This is a genomic window from Polyangium sp. 6x1 (assembly GCF_029946515.1).
Taxonomy (GTDB): Bacteria; Myxococcota_A; Polyangia; order Polyangiales; family Polyangiaceae; genus Polyangium.
This window is the reverse complement of record NZ_JARZHH010000002.1, coordinates 283,544-306,429: the sequence shown is the minus strand read 5'-3', so window position 1 is coordinate 306,429 and position 22,886 is coordinate 283,544. Positions and strand designations below refer to the sequence as shown.

The following is a 22,886-nucleotide window of genomic DNA, read 5'->3' as shown; positions in this document are numbered from 1 at the left end:
TGCTCAATCGAGAAGCCCTTGCAACGCCGCGAGCTTGGCTTCGAGTTTTGCCTCGATGTCGTCGCTCGCCTCCGGCTCCTCCGCGCCCGCGACCGGCTCCGCTCGCATTTCGCCCACGACCGGCTCCACCGCGTTTTGCTCGACGCCCGCGGCTTCGAGCCGTTCAAGCAGATACTCGACGAGCTTCGCCGGCGTGGGGTAGGCGAAGGCGAGCGTCGCCGAGAGCTTGACCCCGAGGCTCGCCTCGAGCCGCCTGCGCAGCTCGAGCGCCATGAGCGAGTCCATCCCCACGCTCGAAAAGGCCGCGGAGGTATCGATTCGTGTGGCTTCGATCCGCAGGACCCTGCCCATTTGCTCGACGACGTGCTCCTCGAGCAGGCGCTCTCGCTCCATCGGCGGCGCCGAGAGCAATGTCGCAACGAGGTCAGGCTTGGCGCTCGCCTCGTGGGCCTGCCCTTCCGCAGGCGAGGGCTCGATCGCCGCGCCAAGGGGCGCCTGAAAGACCTGCGCGCGCCTCGAAGGCGCCTCGACCCAGAACCGCTCCCGCTGCCACGCATACCGGGGCAGCGCGACCACCCGGCCTCCGTCCGGAAACCGTTTCGTGAAGTCGACCGGATACCCGCGCGCGTGCAGCGCCCCCAGCGCCTCCAGCATGCTCTCCACCTCCTTCGCATGCCGTCGCAACGACGCAATCGCTGCACCCTCCACCTTCGCCTCCTCGAGGTTCTCCTCGACCGACGGCAGCAGAATCGGGTGCGGGCTCATCTCCACGAACAGCGCGTGCCCCTCGTTCATCAGCGCGCGCGCCACCTGCGAGAATCGTACCGGCTCCCGCAGGTTGTCCCACCAGTACGATGCCGTCGCTTCGCCACCCTTCAGCGCGCCCTCCGTCACCGTCGACCGCATCGCCGTGCGCGCTTCCCCGGGCCGCACGTCCCGCAATGCCGCCAGCAATTCCTCGCGCAAGGGCTCCACCTGCGGGCTGTGCGACGCCACGTCCACCTTCACGCGCCGGCAAAACACCCCTCGCTTCTCCAGCGCTCCCAGCACCTCCTCCAGCGCGCCGGGATCCCCCGATAACACCGTCGACCTCGGCCCATTGCTCACCGCGACTCCGAGCAGGCGCTCGTACCCGGCGATCGCCGCTTCGGCCTCCGGCATCGGTAGCTCGACGAGCCCCATCGCCCCCTTCCCGCTGATTCTACGAAGCAGCCGACTCCGCCGGCAGATCACCTTCGCCGCGTCCCCGAGCGTCAACACGCCTGCCACGTGCGCCGCCGCCACCTCGCCCATGCTATGGCCCACCACGCAATCGGGCTCCACGCCCCACGCGCGCCACAACGCCGCCAGCGCCACCTCGATCGCGAACAGCACCGGCTGCACCACGTCGATCTCCGCGAGCCGAGACCGCCCCTCCTCGGCGAACAGCTCCTCCACCACCGAGAAGCCCGCCTCCTCGCGGATCACCGCATCACATTCCTTCAGCGCGGCGCCGAACGCTCGCTCCTCCTCCCACAGCGTTCGCCCCATCCCGAGCCATTGCGAGCCCTGGCCCGGAAACACGAAAACAACCTTCGGTCGACCCTCCGCCGACGTACGACCTTGCACCACGCCCGCCGGCGCCTCGCCTCGCGCATACGAGGAAAGACGCTTTCCGAGCTCCTCACGCGTCCCGCCCACCACCGACAGCCGATGCGCGTGGTGCGTTCGACGCACGCTCGCCGTGTACACCATGTCGGCCAGCGAGACATCGTTCGTTTGGGTCAACCATTCCCCATACGAACGCGCCATTGCAACAAGGCCCTCTCGGCTCTTCGCCGACAGCGGGAGCAGGAATGCGGACGCCTCCCTCCCGGCTGCCCTCGCCTCCTCGACGGGCGCCTCTTCCACGATCACGTGCGCGTTCGTTCCACTGATCCCGAACGAGCTCACGCCGCCGCGGCGGGGCACGGCTCCACGCGGCCACGTGACGGGCGCCGTCGGAACGACGAGCGGCGTGCCGTCGAACGAGATCCGCGGGTTCAACCTCCGGAAATGCAGGTTCATCGGGATCTGCCCGTGCTCCATCGATAGCGCGACCTTGATGAGGCCCGCCACGCCGGCTGCCCCCTCCAGGTGTCCGATATTCGTCTTCACCGCCCCCAGCACGCACGGGGACGCATTGGCCCTCGGCTCGCCGAATACCTCTCGCAGCGCCTCCGCCTCGATGGGATCCCCGAGCGACGTCCCCGTCCCATGCATCTCGACGTACCCAACATCCGCGGGCGACAAACGGCCTCGCTCCAGCGCCTGCCGCAACATCGCCTGCTGCGAGAGCACGTTCGGCGCCGTCAAGCCGGTCGAGCGGCCGTCCTGGTTCACCGCGAAGCCGCGGATCAACCCGCGAATTCGGTCCCCGTCGCGCAATGCATCCGAGAGCCGCTTCAGCACGACGAGCCCGCAGCCCTCGCCTCGAACGAAGCCATTCGCCCGGGCGTCCAGCGTCCTGCAGCGGCCATCCGGCGAGAGCGCTTGCGTCTCGACGGCCATGGCCATGATGCGCGGCGACAAGATCACGCTCACGCCCCCGGCCAGCGCGAGATCGCTCTCCCTCGCGCGCAGGCTCTGGCTCGCCTGCGCGATCGCCACGAGAGACGAGGAGCACGCCGTGTCGATCGTCAAGGCCGGCCCCTGAAAGCCGTGGAAAAACGAGATCCGCCCCGCCGACGTGCTCAGCATGTTCCCCGTGGCGCAATACGCATCGTATGCGCCAGCGCGCGCGTCGAGCACGAGCTGCTGATAATCATTGCTGCACTGACCGATGAAGACCCCGGTGCGGCTGCCGAGCAGCAGATCCGGACGTTGCCCGGCGTCCTCCAGCGCTTCCCACGACACCTCCAGCAACAAGCGCTGCTGCGGGTCCAGGCTCTCCGCCTCGCGCGGCGCGATTCCGAAGAACGCCGCGTCGAAACCCGCGACGTCGTCGAGCAATGCAGCCCAGCGCGCCTCCGGTCGCTCCCCGGGGATCGCGTCGCTCGGCCAGCGATCGGCCGGGATCTCGCGGACGGCGTCGACTCCCTTGCCAAGCGCCTCCCAGAACGCCTCGGGCCCGTCGCCTCCGCCGGGAAAGCGGCACCCCATTCCCACAATGGCGATGGGCTCGTTCGCCGCGCGCTCCATCGCGTCGAGGCGGGCCTTCATCTTCTCGAGCGCGGCGATCGCCCGCTGGAGAGGAGTCGCCTCGCTTCGCGCCGGGTCTCGACGCGCGGGATCCTCCGAGCCGGCTCCGTTGCTCATCGCAGGTACTCCTCCAGGGATTCGAGTTTGTCGAGGAGCGCCGATTCATCGCTATCGTCGAGGGGCGTATCCTCGGCGGGCCCTTCGTCCCTCGCCTCGCCCGAGACCTGCGCAGCCGCGCCCTCGCCCGTCGGCGCCACGGGCGGGACGAGGCGATCGAGGAGATGGACCGCGAGCGCGACCGTCGTCGCGTGGGTGAACAAAAGCGCGGCCGACAGCTTCAGCCCCAGGCTCGCTTCGAGGCGATTGCGCAGCTCCAGGCTGAGCAGGGAATCCATTCCGAGGCTCGTGAAGGGCGCGCGCTTGTCGATCCGCCCGGGATCCAGCCGCAGCACACGGCCGAGTTGCTCGGCCAGATGGGCCTCCAATAGACCTGCCCGCGCGTGCGGCGCCGCTGCCAGCACCACGTCGCGGAACATGCCCTCCTTTCCCCCTCGGACGGCGCTCGTACCATTTCCCTCCGTGAGCTCCGAGAGAAACGGGGCCCCTGCCATCTGGGGATAAAACTCCACCCATTGCCGCACGTGGAGGCGCATCAGCGCCACCTCGGGCCGCGGGCGCCCGAGCACCCGACCGAAGAGCTCGTTCCCCTCCGCGGGCTTGAAGCTCTCGGTTCCGCGTGACGCGATTCGTTTGCCCCGGATCGCCTCCGCCGCCGCGAGCCCCACCTCCGCGAAAGGCCCCCATTGAATGCTCGTCCCGGGCAAACCTTCCGCCGCGCGCGCCTGACACAGCCCATCGAGCGCCGTGTTCGCCGCCGCGTAATTCGCCTGCCCCGGCGAACCGAGCAGGCCTGCCGCCGCCGAGTACGCCACGAAGAAATCGAGATCCCGCCCACGGGTCGCCTCGTGCAGGTTCCACCCGCCGAACACCTTGGGCGCGCACGGATTCCAGAATTGCTCTTCCGTCATCTCGACGACGGTGCGGTCGTCGAGCACCGCCGCGGCGTGCACCACACCTCGAATCGGACGCATTTCACGCTCGATCTCTGCGATTGCGGCGTCGACGTCCGCGCGGCGCGACACGTCGCCGCGGAGGACACGCACGTCCGCGCCTGCCTCCTGCATCTTCTCGATCGCTCTTCGTGCCGCCTCGCTCGGCGCTCCGCGGCCCATGAGGGCGACGTGCCTGGCTCCCCGCTCCACGAGCCATTCCGCGAGGGACGAGCCCAGGCCTCCGAGGCCACCCGTGATGAGGTACGTCCCATCGGATCGCGGCGCCGCTCCGCCCCGGCGCACCGGGACGGAGAGCCGCGCGTCGGGGTCGCGCATCGAAAGCACGAGCTTGCCGGTATGCTTCCCTTGCGCCATCCACGCGAATGCATCCGCGGCCTTGGAGGCGGGAAAAGCCTGGAACGGAATGCGTCCCACGACGCCCGACGCGAGCAGGGGCGCGAGCTCCTCCAGCAACGACGCCACCACCTCCGGGCGATTGAACATCATTCCCCGCAGATCGACGAGCGAGAAGGAGAGGTTCTTCAGGAAGGGCCTCGACCCGAGCGGGCGATTTTCGTAATAATCGCGCTTTCCGATCTCCACGAATCGGCCGTGATCTCGCAACAGCCCGAGGCTCGCCTGGATGAATTCGCCCGAGAGCGAGTTCAGGACGACATCCACCCCTTCGCCCTTCGTGATTCGCTCGACATCCGCGACGAACGACAGCGAGCGTGAATCCATGACGTGGTGGACGCCCATGGCCCTCAAGAGCGCCCGCTTCGGCTCGCTCCCGGCCGTCGCGAAGATCTCCGCGCCGACGTGCCGCGCCCATTGAATCGCGGCCATTCCGACCCCGCCCGCGCCCGCGTGGATCAGCACGCGCTCCCCCTTCCGGAGGCGAGCGACATGGGCGAGTGAATAATAGGCCGTCAAGGCGACGACCGGCATTGCCGCGGCCTCTTCCCAGCCGAGAGAAGCCGGCTTCGGCGCGACGAGGAGCCGCTTTGCCGTCACATGCGTCGCCATGGCCGACGACGACAGCGCGATCACCTCTTGCCCGAGGGCGAGATCGAGGACCCCGTCGCCGAGCGCCACGATCCGCCCGGCGCACTCCACACCCAGCCGGGGACCTCGCTCGCGATTCCCGGCGACGTCATCCGGGAGCGCGCCGAGGGCCAGCAGGACATCGAGAAAATTCAGGCCCGCCGCCTCGACCTCGATTTCGACCTCCCCAGGGCCCGGCGGTCTGCGATCCATGGGCCTCAGGCAGAGCCGGTCGAGCACACCAGGCTCGCGGCTCTCCAGGCGGTAGGGACGCCCGGCCGCAGGCTCCTGCTTTTCGGAAGCCTCGTTCCCCAGGCGTCCTCGGACGAGGCGCGCCACGTATCTGCCTTCCGGCCGCAGCGCCACCTGATCCTCGTCACCACCCGCGAAAAGCTCGCGCATCACGAGGTCCACTTCGTTCGCGAGCGCCTCGGGCGGCAAATCGATTCGCGCGCACCCGAGGTCCGGCTGCTCCATCGCGATGACACGACCAAGCCCCCACACCGCGGATTGCGCGAAGGACAGCGAGCCCGTCCCCGTCCCCGCGGCCTGCGCGGCGCGCGTGAGGACGTGGAGCCGCGGTATGTCTCGCCAACCCTGGCGAAGGATCGCCTGCGCGAGCCGCAACAAGCTCGATGCGCCGCGCCGCAGGTCCGCCTCCAGCGTCGCCTCGGTCGTCTCGCCAAACCTCGCGCCGTCGAGCGACGCACAATGAATCACGCCTCGGCAGGCGCTCTTGCCTAACGCCTCGCCGAGGAGCCTCTGCCATTGCGCGAGGTTCTGGGGATCCAGGGAATACTGCCGCTCCGACGTCCGCGCGTATCCCTCCCCGGCCCTCACCTCCACGCACGTGTCCCCTCGCGCACGGAGCCGCTCGGCCAGGGTCGCGCCGAAGCCGTGGCCATCGGCGAAGACGAGCCACGCGCCGGCGGGCGGCTCGACCCCCTCGACGGCGTCCTTCCTCTGCCAGGACAGCTCGAAGACACAATCGGCAAACGGGTCTTGCGAGGGGTTGTCCGCCTCGACGAGCCGCTGCAATCGCAGCGCGCCGACCTCGACAACAGCTCGCCCCGCTCCATTGCGGATCACGAGCGATAGCACCGGATCGACCTGCCCCGGCTCCCTCACGACCCGGCCGTGCACCCATACCTCACGCCCGGGCCGCTCGTACACGCGGACGGAAGACACCTCGACAGGGACGAACGTCCCTTCTCCCATCAAGGAACGAAGCGACGGGCCCGCCGCCTGAAAACACGCATCGAGGAGCGCGGGGTGTACGAGGTAATCCCCCACGTTCGCGCCCGCCGCCTCCGGCAATTGCACGCGCGCCACGACCTCGTCTTTGCCGATCCGCAGCCGCTGCACCCCCTGGAAGCTTTCGCCATACGACAGGCTCCGCGCCTCCATTTGCCGGTAATGCGTCGCCTTCTCCACGACCTCCGGGCAACGCTTTTCCACGTCGTCGAGGGAATCCATTGCCGGCGCCTGTGCCGGAGCCGCCTCCACGCGAAGCCCCCCTTTGGCGTGCCGCACCCATTCCTTCGAACCTTCCGGCCTGCTCGACACCGAAAGCGTCGCGCGGCCCCCGCCCTCCTCGACGACGGACACCTGCACGAGCCGCTCCCCGCCTCGGGGCAGCGCGAGCATTCGCTCGAACTCGAGCGCGTCGATCCGGGCCGCGCCCTCGCCATAGACGGAAGCCGCGGCCGCGAGGGCCATCTCGACATAACCGGCCCCCGGGAAGACGACCTCGCCCTGCACTTCATGGTCCGCGAGGTAGGGGAGCGCGTCCGTACTGATCCATTGCTCCCAGAGATGCATCTCGGGTTGTGACGCCGGTACGATCCCCGCGCCGAGCAATGCATGAACCCCTTGTCCACGAACGGCTCGTGGGCTCGAAGGCGTCTCGACCCAGAACCGCTCCCGCTGCCACGCATACCGGGGCAGCGCGACCACCCGGCCTCCGTCCGGAAACCGTTTCGTGAAGTCGACCGGATACCCGCGCGCGTGCAGCGCCCCCAGCGCCTCCAGCATGCTTTCGACCTCCTTCGCATGCCGTCGCAACGACGCAATCGCTGCACCCTCCACCTTCGCCTCCTCGAGGTTCTCCTCGACCGACGGCAGCAGAATCGGGTGCGGGCTCATCTCCACGAACAACGCGTGCCCCTCGTTCATCAGCGCGCGCGCCACCTGCGAGAATCGTACCGGCTCCCGCAGGTTGTCCCACCAGTACGATGCCGTCGCTTCACCCCCCTTCAGCGCGCCCTCCGTCACCGTCGACCGCATCGCCGTGCGCGCTTCCCCGGGCCGCACGTCCCGCAATGCCGCCAGCAACTCCTCGCGCAAGGGCTCCACCTGCGGGCTGTGCGACGCCACGTCCACCTTCACGCGCCGGCAAAACACCCCTCGCTTCTCCAGCGCTCCCAGCACCTCCTCCAGCGCGCCGGGATCCCCCGATAACACCGTCGACCTCGGCCCATTGCTCACCGCGACTCCGAGCACGCGCTCGTAGCCGGCGATCGCCGCTTCGGCCTCCGGCATCGGTAGCTCGACGAGCCCCATCGCCCCCTTCCCGCTGATTCTACGAAGCAGCCGACTCCGCCGGCAGATCACCTTCGCCGCGTCCCCGAGCGTCAACACGCCTGCCACGTGCGCCGCCGCCACCTCGCCCATGCTATGGCCCACCACGCAATCGGGCTCCACGCCCCACGCGCGCCACAACGCCGCCAGCGCCACCTCGATCGCGAACAGCACCGGCTGCACCACGTCGATCTCCGCGAGTCGAGACCGCCCCTCCTCGGCGAACAGCTCCTCCACCACCGAGAAGCCCGCCTCCTCGCGGATCGCCGCATCACATTCCTTCAGCGCGGCGCCGAACGCTCGCTCCTCCTCCCACAGCGTTCGCCCCATCCCGAGCCATTGCGAGCCCTGGCCCGGAAACACGAAGACGACCTTCGGTCGACCCTCCGCCGACGTACGACCTTGCACCACGCCCGCCGGCGCCTCGCCTCGCGCATACGAGGATAGACGCTTTCCGAGCTCCTCACGCGTCCCGCCCACCACCGACAGCCGATGCGCGTGGTGCGTTCGACGCACGCTCGCCGTGTACACCATGTCGGCCAGCGAGACATCGTTCGTTTGGGTCAACCATTCCCCATACGAACGCGCCATTGCAACAAGGCCCTCTCGGCTCTTCGCCGACAGCGGGAGCAGGTATGCGGACGCCTCCCTCCCGGCTGCCCTCGCCTCCTCGACGGGCGGCTCCTCCAGGATCACGTGCGCGTTCGTTCCACTGATCCCGAACGAGCTCACGCCGCCGCGGCGGGGCACATTTCCACGTGGCCACACGCGGTCCTCGGCCGCGACGGTAATCCTCGTCCGATCCAGGACGATCCTCGGATTGAGCGTGCGAAAATGATTGTTCCTCGGGATGACGCCGTGGTTCAGGATCAGGGTCGTCTTGATGAGACCCGCCACGCCCGCCGTCGCTTCGAGGTGCCCGAGGTTCGTCTTGAGCGCACCGACGACGAGCGGCGCCCCGCCTCCGGTCGGGCGTCCGAACACCTTCGCGAGCGCGTCCATCTCGATCGGATCGCCGAGCGACGTCCCCGTCCCGTGCGCCTCGACATACCCGATCTCCTCGGGCAATACGCGCGCATTCGCGAGCGCCTGCGTGAGCACGGCTTCCTGCGCGAGCACGTTCGGGGTCGTGAGCCCGGTCGAACGACCATCCTGGTTCACCGCGGACCCACGGATCAGCGCCCAGATGCGATCGCCGTCCCTCTGCGCGTCCGAGAGGCGCTTGAGGACCAAGATTCCACAGCCCTCACTGCGGACGTACCCGTTCGCCGAAGCGTCGAACGTCTTGCATCGACCGTCCGGCGAGAGCGCCCGCGTCTCGGCGAGCATGGCCATCACGGAAGGCGATAAAATGACGTTGACGCCGCCTGCAATCGCGAGATCACTCTCCCCCGTCCGGAGGCTATGGCACGCGAGGTGCACCGAGACGAGGGACGACGAGCACGCCGTGTCCGTCGAAATGCACGGGCCCTGGAGGCCAAGCACGAAGGAGAGCCTTCCGGCGGCCGTGCACGAGAGGTTCCCCGTGAGGCAATAGGCGTCCACGGCGCCGGCGCCGAGGGCCTTGACGCGCTCCTGGTAATCGAGCGTCGTCAGCCCGATGAAAACGCCCGTGCGGCTGCCGAGGAGGCGGTCGGGGCGCTGCCCCGCGTCCTCCAGCGCCTCCCAGGCGACCTCGAGCAGGAGGCGTTGCTGAGGATCCAGGCGCTCCGCTTCACGCGGCGAGATCCCGAAAAAACCCGGGTCGAACGTCTCGATGTCGTCGAGCAGCCCCGCCCAGCGCACGCCCTGCTTCGCGCCGGGGATCGCGTCCTCCGGCCACCGTTCGATCTCTCGAACGACATCGACGCCCTCCCGGAGCGCCCTCCACAAGGCGTCCGGATCCCCGATGCCGCCTGGCAAGCGGCAGGCCATCCCTACGATCGCAATGGGCTCCGATTTCGTCTGATCGACCTGCTGGAGCTCCGATTGAAGCTGCTTGATGACTCCCAACGCCTCGCGCAGCCGCGTTCGATACTCGTCCAGCGAGGGACCACTCACCGTTTTTTCTCCTTGAACGATTGCATCGTCGCGTCGAAATGGGCAAGGAGATCGTCGTCGTCGATGGGCGCCCTCGCAGGCTCCTCCGGCATCGGCCCTGGCCTCAGGGTATCAGGCACGCGCGGAGCTTCCTTCTCCTCGACCTCGGGCGTGATGTTCACGAGCAAATGCTCGACGAGGACGGCCATCGTCGAATAGGTGAAAAGGAGCGTCGCGGGCAAGCGGAGGCCGAGGCTGCGCTCCAAATTGTTCTTCAGCTCCAGGCTGATGAGCGAGTCCGCTCCCATGGTCGCGAATGGGGCGGTCGTGTCGATCCTCGCAGGCTCCATGCGAAACACCTGCGCCACTTGCTCCCGGACGTGCGCTTCGAGCAGCGCGCGCCGCGCAAGGGGCGTCGCGCCCGCCAGCACTTTTTGAAGCCGCGCGCTGGCCTCGTCCACCTTGTCCGTCTCCGCGGGCGCTCCCTTCTTCCGCACCTCGGACCAGAACGCGGACGACGCCGCCTGAGGAAACACGTCGAGCCATTGACGCACGTCGAGCCGAAAGATCCCGATCGAGGCCCGCGGGCGCTCGAGCAGGCGCCCGAGGGCGCGCGGCCCCTCCTCGAGCTTGAGCGCGCCCATCCCCGCGGCGGCCATGCGCTCCCCGCGTCCCTCGCGAGCCGCGAGTCCCGCGTCCGCGAACGCGCCCCACTGAATGCTCATCCCCGCCCCGCCGCTCGCCGAGCGCGCCTCGGCCAGCGCGTCGAGGAATGCATTCGCGCTCGAATAACCCGCGTGCCCGGACAAACCGAGGACCGCGGACGCCGACGAATACAGCACGAAAAAATCGAGCGGGCGATCGAGGGTGGCCTTGTGCACGTTCCACGCGCCCCGCGTCTTCGCCGCTTGCCCGGCCCATAGCTCCTGCTCGCCGGCGTCCAGCAAGGGCTTCTTGTCGCCCGCCGCGCCGGCCGCATGCACGACGCCGCGCAAGGGGAGCCCCGCTCGGTCGATCTGTTCGAGCATCGCTGCCACATCGTCCGGTCGCGAAACATCCGCCCGCAGGACGAGCACCCGCGCCCCGGCCTCCTCCATCGTCCGGATGGCGTCACGCGCCGCTTCATTCGGCTCGCTCCGGGCCGCCAGCGCGAGATGCCGCGCGCCCTGCGTCACCATCCACCGGGCGACCATCGACCCGAGCCCGCCGAGCCCACCCGTGATCAAATACACGGCATCCTCGCGGAACCGGAATTCGCGCGGCGGGGCATTGTCGAACGAGCTGCGCACGAGCCGGGCGACGTATCGCCCCTCCGGCCGCAGCGCCACGCGGTCCTCCTGATCACGCGCGCCAAGCTCACGGAGAAGCATCCCCGCGTCGTCGTCCGAAGGCTCGGGGGGAAGGTCCACGAGCACGGACGAGAGCTCCGGGTGCTCGAGGTTGGCCGTGCGCGCGAGACCCCAGAGCGGCGCTTGCGACACGGATACCCCTCTCTGCTGCCCCGGGACGTGCTGCGCTCCCCGCGTGACGAGCCAAAGCTTCGGTTTGTCGCGCCAGGTGTACTGGAGGATCGCCTGGAGGAGGAACGCCGCGCTCAGGCTCCCGTGGCGCTGATCAGCGTCGAGCGTCTCCGCGGTCGTCCGGTCCCACGGCGCGGCATCCAGGCTGAAAAGGTGAATCACACCGCGGCACTTCGTGCCCTTCCCGAATGCGTCGCGAAGGAGCTGCCGATACCCGTCCCGATGGCCTGGATCGATGCGGTACATCCCGGGCTCGATGCTCTCGTATCGCTCCCCCGGGACCACCCGGATCGAGGGCTCGCCGAGCACGTCGAGCTGCCGAGCGAGCGCCGTGGCCACGCCGGCCGAATCGGCGAAAATCAACCAGGGGCCCGCCAGAGGGCGCCCGCCCTCCTCGACGCCCCGCGTCCCCGCGTCGACCTTGCGCCATTCCACCGCGTGCACGCAAGCGTCCAGCGGATCGGGCCGCGACCTCGCCACCTCCTCCCGCTTCGCGACGGCGCCCCACGGCGCGTTCGGAAGGTCGAGCCAGTATCGCTCCCGCTGCCACCGATACGTCGGCATCGGGACGCACTTGGCCCCGCCCGGCGCGAGCCGCGCCCATTCCGGAAAACAACCGCGCGTGTACAGCGCCCCCGCGGCCTCGAGCAGCGCCCGTCGATCGTCCTGGTTTCGCCGCAGGGTAAACGCCGCGATCCCATCCGCTTTCTTCGCCGCGAGGATTTGCCGTACGTTCTCGGCGAGCACCGGGTGCGGCCCCACTTCGAGAAAGAGCTGATATCCGTCGTGAATCGCCGCGCTGACGGCGCCCGCGAGATCGACCGTCTCCCGCACGTTCCGGCCCCAGTACCGCACGTCGAGCTCTTTCCCTTCGACGCACTCCGCGAGCACCGTGCTGTACATCGCCAACGTCGCCCGGCGCGCATCGACGCGCACGAGCCGGTCGACGAGCTCCTTCGCGAGCGGCTCCATCTGCGGGCTGTGAAACGCGTAATTGACCCGCAACGCGCGGCAGGATACGCCCTCCCGCTCGAGCTTCGTCGTGATCTCGTCCACGGTCGAGGCCTGCCCTGCGAGGACGACCGAGCCCGGATCGTTCACCGCGGCAATCGAGACGCGATCCTCGTACCCGGCGATCGCCATGCGCGCCGCTTCCACCCCGAGCGCGACCGACACCATCTTCCCGATGCCGCTCGCCTTTTGCATGATCCGCCCGCGGATGGCGACCAGCCGGACGGCCTCGTCGAGGGTAAGAATTCCCGAAATGTACGCAGCGGCGATCTCGCCGACGCTATGCCCGATGACCGCGTCCGGCGCGACGCCCCAGGACCGGAGCAGCTCCACGAGCGCGACCTGAATGGCGAAGATGAGCGGCTGCGCCACCTGGGTCTCGCCGAGCCGCGACATCGACTCCGTCGTATCGAGCTCGTCGAGCAGGCTCCATCCGAGCCGCGGGGTCATGAGCGCGTCGCAAGAATCGATGACCGATCGAAATGCCGATTCCTCTTCATAGAGCTTGCGCCCCATGCCGAGCCATTGCGAGCCCTGCCCGGAAAAGACGAACACGACCTTGGCCCGCGCCGGCGTCGACTTTCCCGTCACGAGCCCCGGGGCCGAGTCCCCACGGAGAAACGCGTCCAGCTTCCGGATCGTCTCCTCCCGATTGCCGCCCACGACCGAGAGGCGATGCTCGAAATGGGCCCGCCGCTGGCTCGCCGTGTACACGACGTCGCGCATCCGCACGTCGGGCTGCGAGGTCGCGAGGGAATCGCGATAGGCCCCCGCGAGCTCCAGGAGCGCCTCGGGGCTCTTCGCGGAGAGCGGCAGCAAATACGCCGAAGGCTCCGGCGTGAGGTCCTCCTCCGCGCTCGCGGGCCATTCCTCCACGACGACGTGCGCGTTCGTCCCGCTCATGCCGAACGAGCTCACGCCGGCGATCCGGCGCTTCATCCGCCCGCGCCAGGGGCTCGTCGCCGTGGGTATCACGAAGGACGTCCGGTCGAGCTGAATGCGAGGGTTGAGCGTCCGGAAATGGTTGTTCCTCGGGATGGTCGCGTTCTGGAGCACGAGGACCGTCTTGATGACCCCCGCGACCCCCGCCGCCGCCTCCAGGTGCCCGATGTTCGTCTTGAGCGCCCCGAGCACGCACGGCGAGTTTTCGGGCCGAGGCCCGCCCAGCACGGCCTTGAGCGCGTCCATTTCGATCGGGTCCCCGAGCGACGTCCCCGTCCCGTGCGTCTCGACATACCCGATGTCGGACGGCGCCACCCGGGCGCTCTCGAGCGCCTGGGTCAACATCGCCTGCTGCGCGAGCACGTTCGGCGTCGTGAGCCCCGTGGATCGGCCGTCCTGGTTGACGGCCGATCCACGAACGACCGCGAGGATCGGATCCCCGTCACGCTCGGCGTCGCTCAATCGCTTCAGCACGAGCATCCCGCACCCCTCGCCCCGGACGAAGCCGTTCGCCGTCGCGTCGAATGACTTGCAACGTCCGTCGGGCGAAAGAGCCTGCGTCTTCGCATATTTGCGCGTGGTGGAGGGCACGAGCATCAGGTTGACGCCGCCGGCGACCGCCAGGTTGCACTCTCCGGTGCGCAGGCTCTGGCAGGCCAGGTGAATCGCGACCAGCGACGAGGAGCAGGCCGTGTCGATCGCGACGCTCGGCCCCTGGAACCCGAAGGTGTACGAGACCCGCCCGGCGGGAAAACTATGGCCATTTCCCGTCGTCGTGTACGCGTCCTCCTGCTCCGCCCCGGCGACCGCGGAGAGCTCGGCATAATCATTGTTCATGATGCCGAGAAAAACCCCGGTGCGGCTCCCGACGAGCCGCTCGGGGACCTGCCCGGCGCGCTCGAGCGCCTCCCACGTGACCTCGAGCAGGATCCGCTGCTGGGGATCCATCTTCGATGCCTCACGCGGAGAGATGCCAAAAAATCGGGCGTCGAAGAGGTCCACGTCGCGCAGGAACGCGCCCCAGCGCACCGCGCGTGCTTCCGGATCCGTCGAATGATCCGACGCGAGCTTCCATCGCTCGGGGGGGACTTCGGTGATCGCGTCGACGCCCTCCTTCAAAATCTCGAAGAACGCCTCCGGGGTGTTCGCCCCGCCGGGGAAGCGACATCCCATTCCGATGATCGCGATCGGCTCGACGCGCGCGCGCTCGAGGTTCTCGATCTTCGCGCGCATCTTCTGGATCGTCATGATCGCGCGCTGCATCGACGAGAGCCCCGACGCCGGCGGGGCATCGTCGTCGTGCTGCGTCGTCATGCTCGACGGGGCATCGGGACGTCTGGTGGTCACGAGAGGTAATCCTCCGAGCGAGCCAGCTCCTCCTCGAGCTCGAGCAGGATATCGGCTTCCGACTGCGTTATGTGCCGGGGCGATTGCACCCGGATCGGTTCACTCGGCCTGGCCGGGAGCGCCGACGAGCGCTCCGCGCGCGGCGCAGCGAGGGACGGGGGCGACGTGTCCGTCGGGCGCCTCCCGGGCGAAAGGCTCATTCGATCGAGAAGGTGATCGGCGAGCGACGCCGGGTTCGGATACGTGAACAGGAGCGTGGCCGAGAGTCGCACGCCGAGGCTCGATTCGAGCCGATTGCGCAGCTCCAGGCTGAGCAGCGAGTCCATGCCGAGGCTCGTGAACGAGGCGAGCCGGTCGATGCGCCCGATATCGAGCCGGAGCACCTGGCCCACGTGCTCCAGGATGTGCTTCTCCAGCATGGGGAGCCGCTCCGGCGCCGGCCTGCGCTCGAGCAAGCCCCGGAACGAGACGCGGCTCGACGGGGCCGGACGATCCGTCGCATGTTTCGGGTCGCGCTGCAGCTCGGACCAGAAGGGGCTGCCCGCGAGCTGCGGGTAGAATTCGAGCCACTGGTGCACGGCGAGGCGCAGGACGCCGACCTCGGCCGGGGATCGTTCGAGCAAGCGGCCGAACGCGAGGAGGCCTTGCTGCGGCGTGAGGCTCTCGATGCCCCGATGCGAGAGCCGCTGGCCACGATTGCCCTGCGCGGCCGCGAGGCCGACGTCCGAGAACGGCCCCCAGTGAATGCTCGTCGCGGGCAAACCGGCGCGCCGGCGCGCGTGCGCGAGGGCGTCGAGGAAAGCATTGGCCGCCGCGTAATTGCCCTGGCCCGGCGCCCCGAGGAGCGAGGCGGCGGACGAATACAGCACGAAGAAATCGAGCGGCTTGTCCCGGGTGCGCGCGTGCAGGTTGAACGCGCCCGCGACCTTCGGTTCGAGCACGCGGCGGAATCGCTCCTCGTCGAGCTCGAGGAGCGTCCGATCGTCGAGGATGCCGGCCGCGTGCACGACGCCGTGAAGCGGCGGCAGGGCGCGGTCGATCTGCGCCAGCAGCGCCGCGACCTGGTCCTCCCGCGCGACGTCCGCCTCGACGACGAGGACCTGCGCGCCGGCCTTTTCCATGGTCCGGATGGCCTCGCGCGCCGCGGTCGAAGGCGCGCGACGCGAGACGAGCGCGAGGTGCCGTGCCCCCTGATCCACCATCCACTGCGCGAGCGAGAGCCCGAGGCCACCGAAGCCGCCGGTGATCAAATACGACACGTCGGGCCGAATGCCGGGGCGCGGCTGCTCCGCGGGCAAAATCGCGGCCGAGGGCTCGTTCATGACGAGCACGACCTTGCCGATGTGCTTCGCCTCGGACATCAGCTTGAACGCGGCATTCGCCTCCGACGCCGGGAAGACCTTCACGGGCAAGGGCTGGAAGATGCCCATTTCGAAGAGCTGCATCACCTCGTTCAGCAGCGATCCGAGGAGCGAAGGCCGCTCGACGGACATGCCAGGCAGGTCGACCGACGCGAACGAGACGCTCCGCCGGAACGGCGTCATCGCGAGCTGGTTGTTCTCGTAGATGTCGCGCTTGCTGAGCTCGACGAAGCGGCCATAAGGCGCGAGCAGCTCGAGGCTCCGCGTGCGCGCATCGCCGGTCAGCGTATTGAGCACGACGTCGACGCCCTGCCCGGCCGTGCTCTCCATGATCTCGGTGACGAACGAGAGCGTGCGGGAATCCATGACGTGCTCGATGCCGATGGATCGCAGGTACGCCCGCTTCTCCTCGCTGCCGGCGGTCGCGAAGATCTCGGCCTTGAGCACGCGCGCGATCTGGATCGCCGCGAGGCCCGTCCCGCCCGTCGCCGTATGCACGAGGACACGCTCGTCGTGGCCGAGGCGCGCCAATCGATTGAGCGCATAATAGACGGTCATGAAGACCACGGGGAGCGACGCGGCCTCCGCGAAGCCGATCTTCGCGGGCTTCGGCGCCACGAACACGGCGCGCGTGGTCACGTGCGACGCGAAGGAGCCGGGCGCAAACGCGACGACCTCCTGTCCCACGGTGAGGTTCTCGACGCCCTCGCCGAGCGCGATGATGCGGCCCGCGCATTCGTGGCCGAGCGTGCCGGCGTCGCCGGTCATCCCCGGGTAGACCGCCATCGCCTGCATCACGTCGACGTAATTGAGCCCCGCGGCCTCGACCTCGATTTCGACCTCGCCTGGGCCCGGCGGACGACGCGGCGCCTCGCGGAGCACGAGCTGATCGAGGACCCCCACTTCGAGGCTCTCCAGCCGGAAGGGCCTTCCATTCGCCGGCTCGGGCGGCACGTTTGCCTTGACAACCCCGATCGCGTCGAACGAGCTGTGCACGAGCCGGGCGACGAACCGGCCCTCCTTGCGATAAGCGACCTGATCCTCGCGGTCGCGCACAGCGATCTCGCGGAGCAAGACCGAGGCCTCGTCGGCGCTGCGGCTCGGATCGACGTCGATGCGCGTGCACTCGAGCTCCGGGTGCTCGAGCGCGATCGTGCGGCCGAGCCCCCAGAGCGTCGATTGCGCGATGGACAGCGGCATCCCCGACGAGAGCACGGCCTGCGCGCCGCGCGTGACGAGCCAGAGCCGCGGCATGTCGCGCCACCCCTGCCGCAGGACGGCCTGGACCAGGTAAAGCGCGCTCAGGCAGCCGTGCTCGACGTCACGCTCGATCGTGTCGTTCGTGGTCCGCTCCCACGGGGTCGCGTCGAGCGCGAACAGATGGACGATGCCGCGGCAATGGACCTCGCGGCCAAACGCCTCGCGGAGGACGCGCTGGTAATGCTCCGGGTTCGTCGGGTCGATCTCGAAGAGGCCCGCTTCGAGGCGAGCAAACCGGCTGCCAACGCGAACCCGCACGCACGTCTCACCCCGCGCGAGCAGGAGAAACGCCATGGACGCCGCCGTTCCGCCCTCGTCCACGAAAAACAGCCACGCGCCCGGGTTGCCCGCGGGCTTGATCCGCATGGACTCGCCGTCGAGGTCCTTCTTGCGCCACTCGATCGCGTAAATGGCATCGTCGAGCGCGTTCGCCGACGCCGATTTCCCGCTCTCCAGCCGCTTGATGCGCAGGCCCTGCACCTCCGCCTGCACCCGGCCATCCGCGTCGATGACGTAGACGTCCCCCGCGGGGTTCGACATGTCGTCGCTCGCGTGGAGCTGCGCGTGGACCCATACCTCCTGACCGAGCGTGCGATGGAGCCGGATTCGATCGATGCCGGAGAGCACGTAGGTGCCGAGCGGCTCCGTCTCCGTGGCGACGTGGACGCCCACGAGGGTCTGGAAGCACGCGTCGAGCAGCGCCGGGTGGACCTGATATTGGTCCGCGCTCACCGCGACGTCGGCCGGCAAGAAGACGCGGGCGAGCCCTTCCTCGGTGCCGAGCCACATCTGCTCGAGGCCGCGGAAGCTACGACCATAAAAGAGCCCGCCCTCTTCCATGCGGCGATAAAAGGACTCCGCGTCGAGCATCGTCGGGCAACGCGCCTGGAGCACACGAGGACGCTCGCGCGAGATCCGGGCCCCCGGCGCTCCCACGCCCGTCCGTACCTTGCCCGCCGCGTGCCGCGTCCACGTCGTCGCGCCCGCCTCGCGGCTCGATACCAGGAACGACGCGCGCCCCGGCTCCTCGTCGACGAGGACGAACTGGACGCGCCGATCCGGATCCTTGCCGACCGGGAGCATCCGATCGAAGGAGACCTCCTCGAGCGCGACGGAGACCTTGCCGTGCACCTCCGCGACGCCGGACAGGGCCATCTCCACGTAGCCCGCGCCAGGGAAGATCGGGTCGTTCTGCACGCGGTGATGCGCGAGGTAGGGCAGCGCCGTGGTGCTCAGCGATTGCTCCCAGAAATGCAGGGTGGGCTCGACGGAGAGCTGGAGCGGCGCGCCGAGCAGCGGGTGCGCCGCGGGATCCTGGTGCGCCACGTGCGCGAGCCACGACCGCGACGGCGATATCCGCGATTTCACCTCGTCGGACAGCCAGTACCGATCGCGCTGCCAAGGATAGGCGGGCAGCGTGATGCACCGGCCGCCGCGCGGGAAGAGCTTGCCCCACGCGAGCTCATGGCCCTTCACGTGCAGCGCGCCGAGCGCGTCGACGAGGCAATGGCGCTCGTCCTCGTTGCGCTTGAGCGACGCAATGGCCGCCCCCTCTTTCGAAAGCGCGCGCAGCGTCTCCTCGATCGAATGCAAGAGGATCGGGTGCGGGCTGAGCTCCACGAAGAGGGTTTGTCCCTCCTCGACGGCCTTCGCGACGGCCCTGCCAAACAGGACGGGCGCGCGGAGGTTCTTCACCCAGTACGACGCGTCGAGCTCCGGGCCCGCGACGAGATCGCCCGTGACGGTCGAGCGCATCGCGATCTTGGCCGCCCGCGGCCGGAGATCAGCGAGCGCGGTCGAGAGGTCCTGCTTCAGGACGTCCATCTGCGGGCTGTGCGAGGCGACGTCGACCTTCACGCGGCGACAAAAGACCCCGCGCCCCTCGAGCTTCGTGACGACCTCGTCGAGCGCCGCCGGCTCGCCCGAGATCACGGTCGAGCGCGGGCCATTGCTCACCGCGACGCTGAGCCGGTCCTCGTAGCCCACGAGCGCCCGCTCCGTCTCGTCCATCGCGAGCTCGACGAGCGCCATCGCGCCGAGACCCGCGACGCGACGAAGCAGCTTGCTCCGGCGGCAAATGACCTTCGCCGCGTCGTCGAGCGAGAGCACGCCCGCGACGTGCGCCGCCGCGATCTCGCCCATGCTGTGGCCGATGACGCCGTCGGGCTCGACGCCCCACGCGCGCCAGAGCGCGGCGAGCGCGACCTCGATCGCGAAGAGCATGGGCTGCACGACGTCGATGCGTCCGAGCTGCGAGCGCGTCTCGTCGGCGAGGAGCTCCTCGATGACGGAGAAGCCCGCCGCGCGCCGGATCACCGCGTCGCAATCCTCGATCGCTTCGCGGAAGACAGGCTTTTGCACGAAGAGCGAGCGGCCCATGCCGACCCACTGCGAGCCCTGCCCCGGAAACACGAAGACCAGGCCGCGCCGGCCGACGATCGGCACCGTGCCCGCGCGCGCCAGGGGATGCTCGCGGCCGTCGGCGAGCGCGCGCAGCCCATCGAGCACCTCCGCCCGGCTCCGCGCCGCGACGACCCCGCGCGTGCGGTGGTGCGCGCGACGAACGCTCATCGTGTAGCAGACGTCCCGCAGCGCGATTTCGCTCGATTTCTCGATGTGCTGGACGAGGTGCCGCGCCGCGTCCCGCATCGCCGCCTCGGTCTGGCCCGAGAGGGGCAAGAGGTGCACGTGGCCCATCTCGGTCGCGTCGGACTCGGTCCGGCGATCCATCACGCTCGCGCCGTGCACGAAGAGCTGACCGACGGCCTCGCGGATCGATCGGCCCTCGTCCTCGTTGCGCCAGAGCGCCGACACCGCGACCGCCGTGGCCTGCTTGTCCACGTGGCGAATGCACTCCTCGATCGCATGCTTGACGATCGGGTGCGGCGCGACTTCGAGGAAGACCGCGAGCCCATCGTCGAGGAGGCGCTGAATGCCGTTCGCGAACCGGACCGGCTCGCAGAGCTGCCGCGACCAGTACGGGACGTCGAGGTCCTCGCCCCGGATGCGCTCGCCCGCGAGGCCCGAGACGACCGGGACACGCGCGCTCATGGGGTGAAGACCGGCGAGCAGGGGCGGCAGCTCGTCGACGAGGTAGGCCATCTGCGGCCCATGCACGGCGGCGCCCGTGTTGACCGGGCGGGCGAAGACGCCGCGCGAAGCAAAGGACGCCGCGAGGCCGACGAGCGCGCCGCCGTCCCCGGAGAAGACCGTGGTGGTCGGGCTCGCGGCGATGGCCCTGTGGATGCGGCCGCCCGAGGACGCGACGATCGACTCCGCCTCGTCCCAGCCGACGCCCGCGAGCAGCATCATCCCCTGGCCCGCCGAGCGCTGCACGAGCATGGCCTGATGCGCGATGACCCGCGCCGCGTCCTCGAGCGAGAGCACGCCCGCGACGTGCGCCGCCGCGACCTCGCCGATGCTGTGGCCGATCACCGCGCCCGGCTCGAGGCCGAGGTCGGAGAGCAGCTCCGCGAGCGCGACCTGGAACGCGAAGAGCACCGGCCACATGACGTCGATGCGATCGGCCGCGACGCGCGGCGAGCCGGCCATGATCTCGTCGAGCACCGACCAGCCGAGCAGCGGCCCGAGAACCCGATCGCAACGCGTGAGCGCCGCGCGGAAGCTCGGCTCCGACAGCACGAGGGATCGACCCATCCCCGCCCACTGCGACCCCTGCCCCGAGAAGACCCACACGACGCGACGCGAGCCACGCGCCGCGCCGCGGAAAATTCCGCGCCCCTCCGCGCCGCCCCGCGCCTCGACGAGCCGCGCTTCGAGGCCGCTCTTCGTGCTCGCCACGACCGCGAGCCGCTGGCCCACGCCCGACGAAGGTCCGCGCAGGACCCGCCCGGCGATCACCTCCTCGCCGCGGATCGATTCGAGCGCGAGCCCGATCGAGGCGCCCATCGCCTCCGGAGCCCCCGCCTCGATCAGCGCGACGCTCGCCGTCGAGCGGGCCATGCTCTCCAGGATCACGTGCGCGTTCGTGCCGCCATAGCCGAACGAGCTCACGCCCGCGCGTCGCAGCGCGCCCTCGGACGCAGGCCAGGGCTCGACCTTCGTGACGACGCGCAGGTTCAGCCGAAGGAAGTCGATGTTCGGGTTCGGCGACTCGTAATGCAGGCTCGGCGGCAGCGCGTCGTGGTGCATCGCGAGCGCCACCTTCATGAGCCCCACGATCCCCGCGGCCGCCTCGAGGTGCCCGACGTTCGTCTTGACGGACCCGATGTAGAGCGGCTGATCCGGCGGATGCTCGCCGCCGATCACCGCCCCGAGCGCGCCTGCCTCGATCGGATCGCCGAGCGGCGTGCCGGTGCCGTGCGCCTCGACGTACTGGATGTCCGCCGGCGCGACGCCGGCCGCGCGGCAAGCGTCCCTGAGCATCGACTGCTGGGCGTGCGGGTTCGGCGCCGTGAGGCCGTTGCTCGCGCCGTCGTTGTTCACCGCGCTGCCGCGCACGACCGCGTAGATGCGGTCGCCGTCGCGCAGCGCGTCCGAGAGGCGCTTCAGGATCACGAGCCCCGCGCCCTCGCTGCGGACGTAGCCGTTGCCGCGCGCGTCGAAGGCGCGGCAGCGGCCGTCGGGGCTCATCGCGTTGAGCTTCGTGAAGCCCATCGTCGTCTCGGGCACGAGCATCAAGCTCACGCCGCCCACGATCGCGACGCTCGACTCGGCGCTGCGCAAGCTCTGGCTGGCGAGGTGCATCGCGACGAGCGACGACGAGCACGCCGTGTCCACGGTCATGCTCGGGCCCTCGAGGCCAAACGCATACGAGATGCGGTTCGCGATGATGCACGACGCGCCGCCCGTGCTCGTGTGCGCCGTGATCGACTCGCGCCCGGCGCGATCCTGCAGGAGCGCGTGGTCGAGGAAGAGCGCGCCGACGAAGACGCCCGTGCGGCTGCCCTTCAGCGACGGCGGCGGGATCCCGGCGTCTTCGAGCGCCTCCAGCGCGAGCTCGAGCGCGAGCCTCTGCTGGGGATCCATCTGCACCGCCTCGCGCGGCGAGATGCCGAAGAACTGCGGGTCGAACGTGTCGACGTGATCGAGGAACCCGCCCCAGCGGGTGTTGATCTTGCCCGTGGCGTTGTTGTCCGGATCGTAGAGCTCTGCCGCGTCCCAGCGATCCCGCGGCACCTCGGTGATCGCGTCGATGCCGTCGCGCAAGAGGCGCCAGAACGCGTCGAGGTCCGGCGCCTTGGGGAACCGGCACGCCATGCCCACGATCGCGATGGGCTCGTTCCCCACCGGCGTGGCGCGCGACGAAGGCGGCATGAGCGCGGGGCCTGGCAAGCCACCGGCCCCCGCGGACAAACCCGCGCTCGACGACAAGAACTTCGCCAGGGACGCCGGCGTCGCGTGCTCCCAGACGAGGGTCGGCGAGAGGCTACGGCCGAGGTGCTTGCCCAGATCCGCGATGAGCTTCGTGGCCCCGAGGGAGTCGAGCCCGTAGCGATGGAACCGCTCGCGTGGGTCGATGGTCCGCGGATCGATCCCCCGAAGCTCGGCGAGGCGGGAGATCAGCCAGGCCGAAAGGCTCTCTGCGTTGGGTGGAGTCATCGACGCGTAACCCGACCTCGTCTCCTGGA

General features: G+C 69.4%; 4 protein-coding genes. All 4 read right to left on the bottom strand.

Annotation, left to right across the window (positions count from 1 at the left end):
* Positions 1-3 precede the first annotated feature (3 nt).
* The 4 genes from QHF85_RS04125 to QHF85_RS04110 are packed head-to-tail and all read right to left on the bottom strand — an operon-like array spanning position 4 to position 22,857.
* Positions 4-3,276, bottom strand: a complete 3,273-nt coding sequence (locus QHF85_RS04125; protein ID WP_281325718.1) for an acyltransferase domain-containing protein — start codon at positions 3,274-3,276, stop codon at positions 4-6.
* Complete coding sequence (locus QHF85_RS04120) at positions 3,273-9,875, bottom strand: type I polyketide synthase (RefSeq protein ID WP_281325717.1); 6,603 nt, start codon at positions 9,873-9,875, stop codon at positions 3,273-3,275. Before QHF85_RS04120 ends, QHF85_RS04125 begins: the two co-directional genes overlap by 4 nt.
* Positions 9,872-14,674: a type I polyketide synthase gene (locus tag QHF85_RS04115; RefSeq protein ID WP_281325716.1), complete on the bottom strand. Its 4,803-nt coding sequence runs from the start codon at positions 14,672-14,674 to the stop codon at positions 9,872-9,874. Before QHF85_RS04115 ends, QHF85_RS04120 begins: the two co-directional genes overlap by 4 nt.
* Complete coding sequence (locus tag QHF85_RS04110) at positions 14,671-22,857, bottom strand: type I polyketide synthase (RefSeq protein ID WP_281325715.1); 8,187 nt, start codon at positions 22,855-22,857, stop codon at positions 14,671-14,673. The genes QHF85_RS04115 and QHF85_RS04110 overlap by 4 nt, the downstream gene beginning before the upstream one ends.
* Between the last annotated feature and the right edge of the window lie 29 nt (positions 22,858-22,886).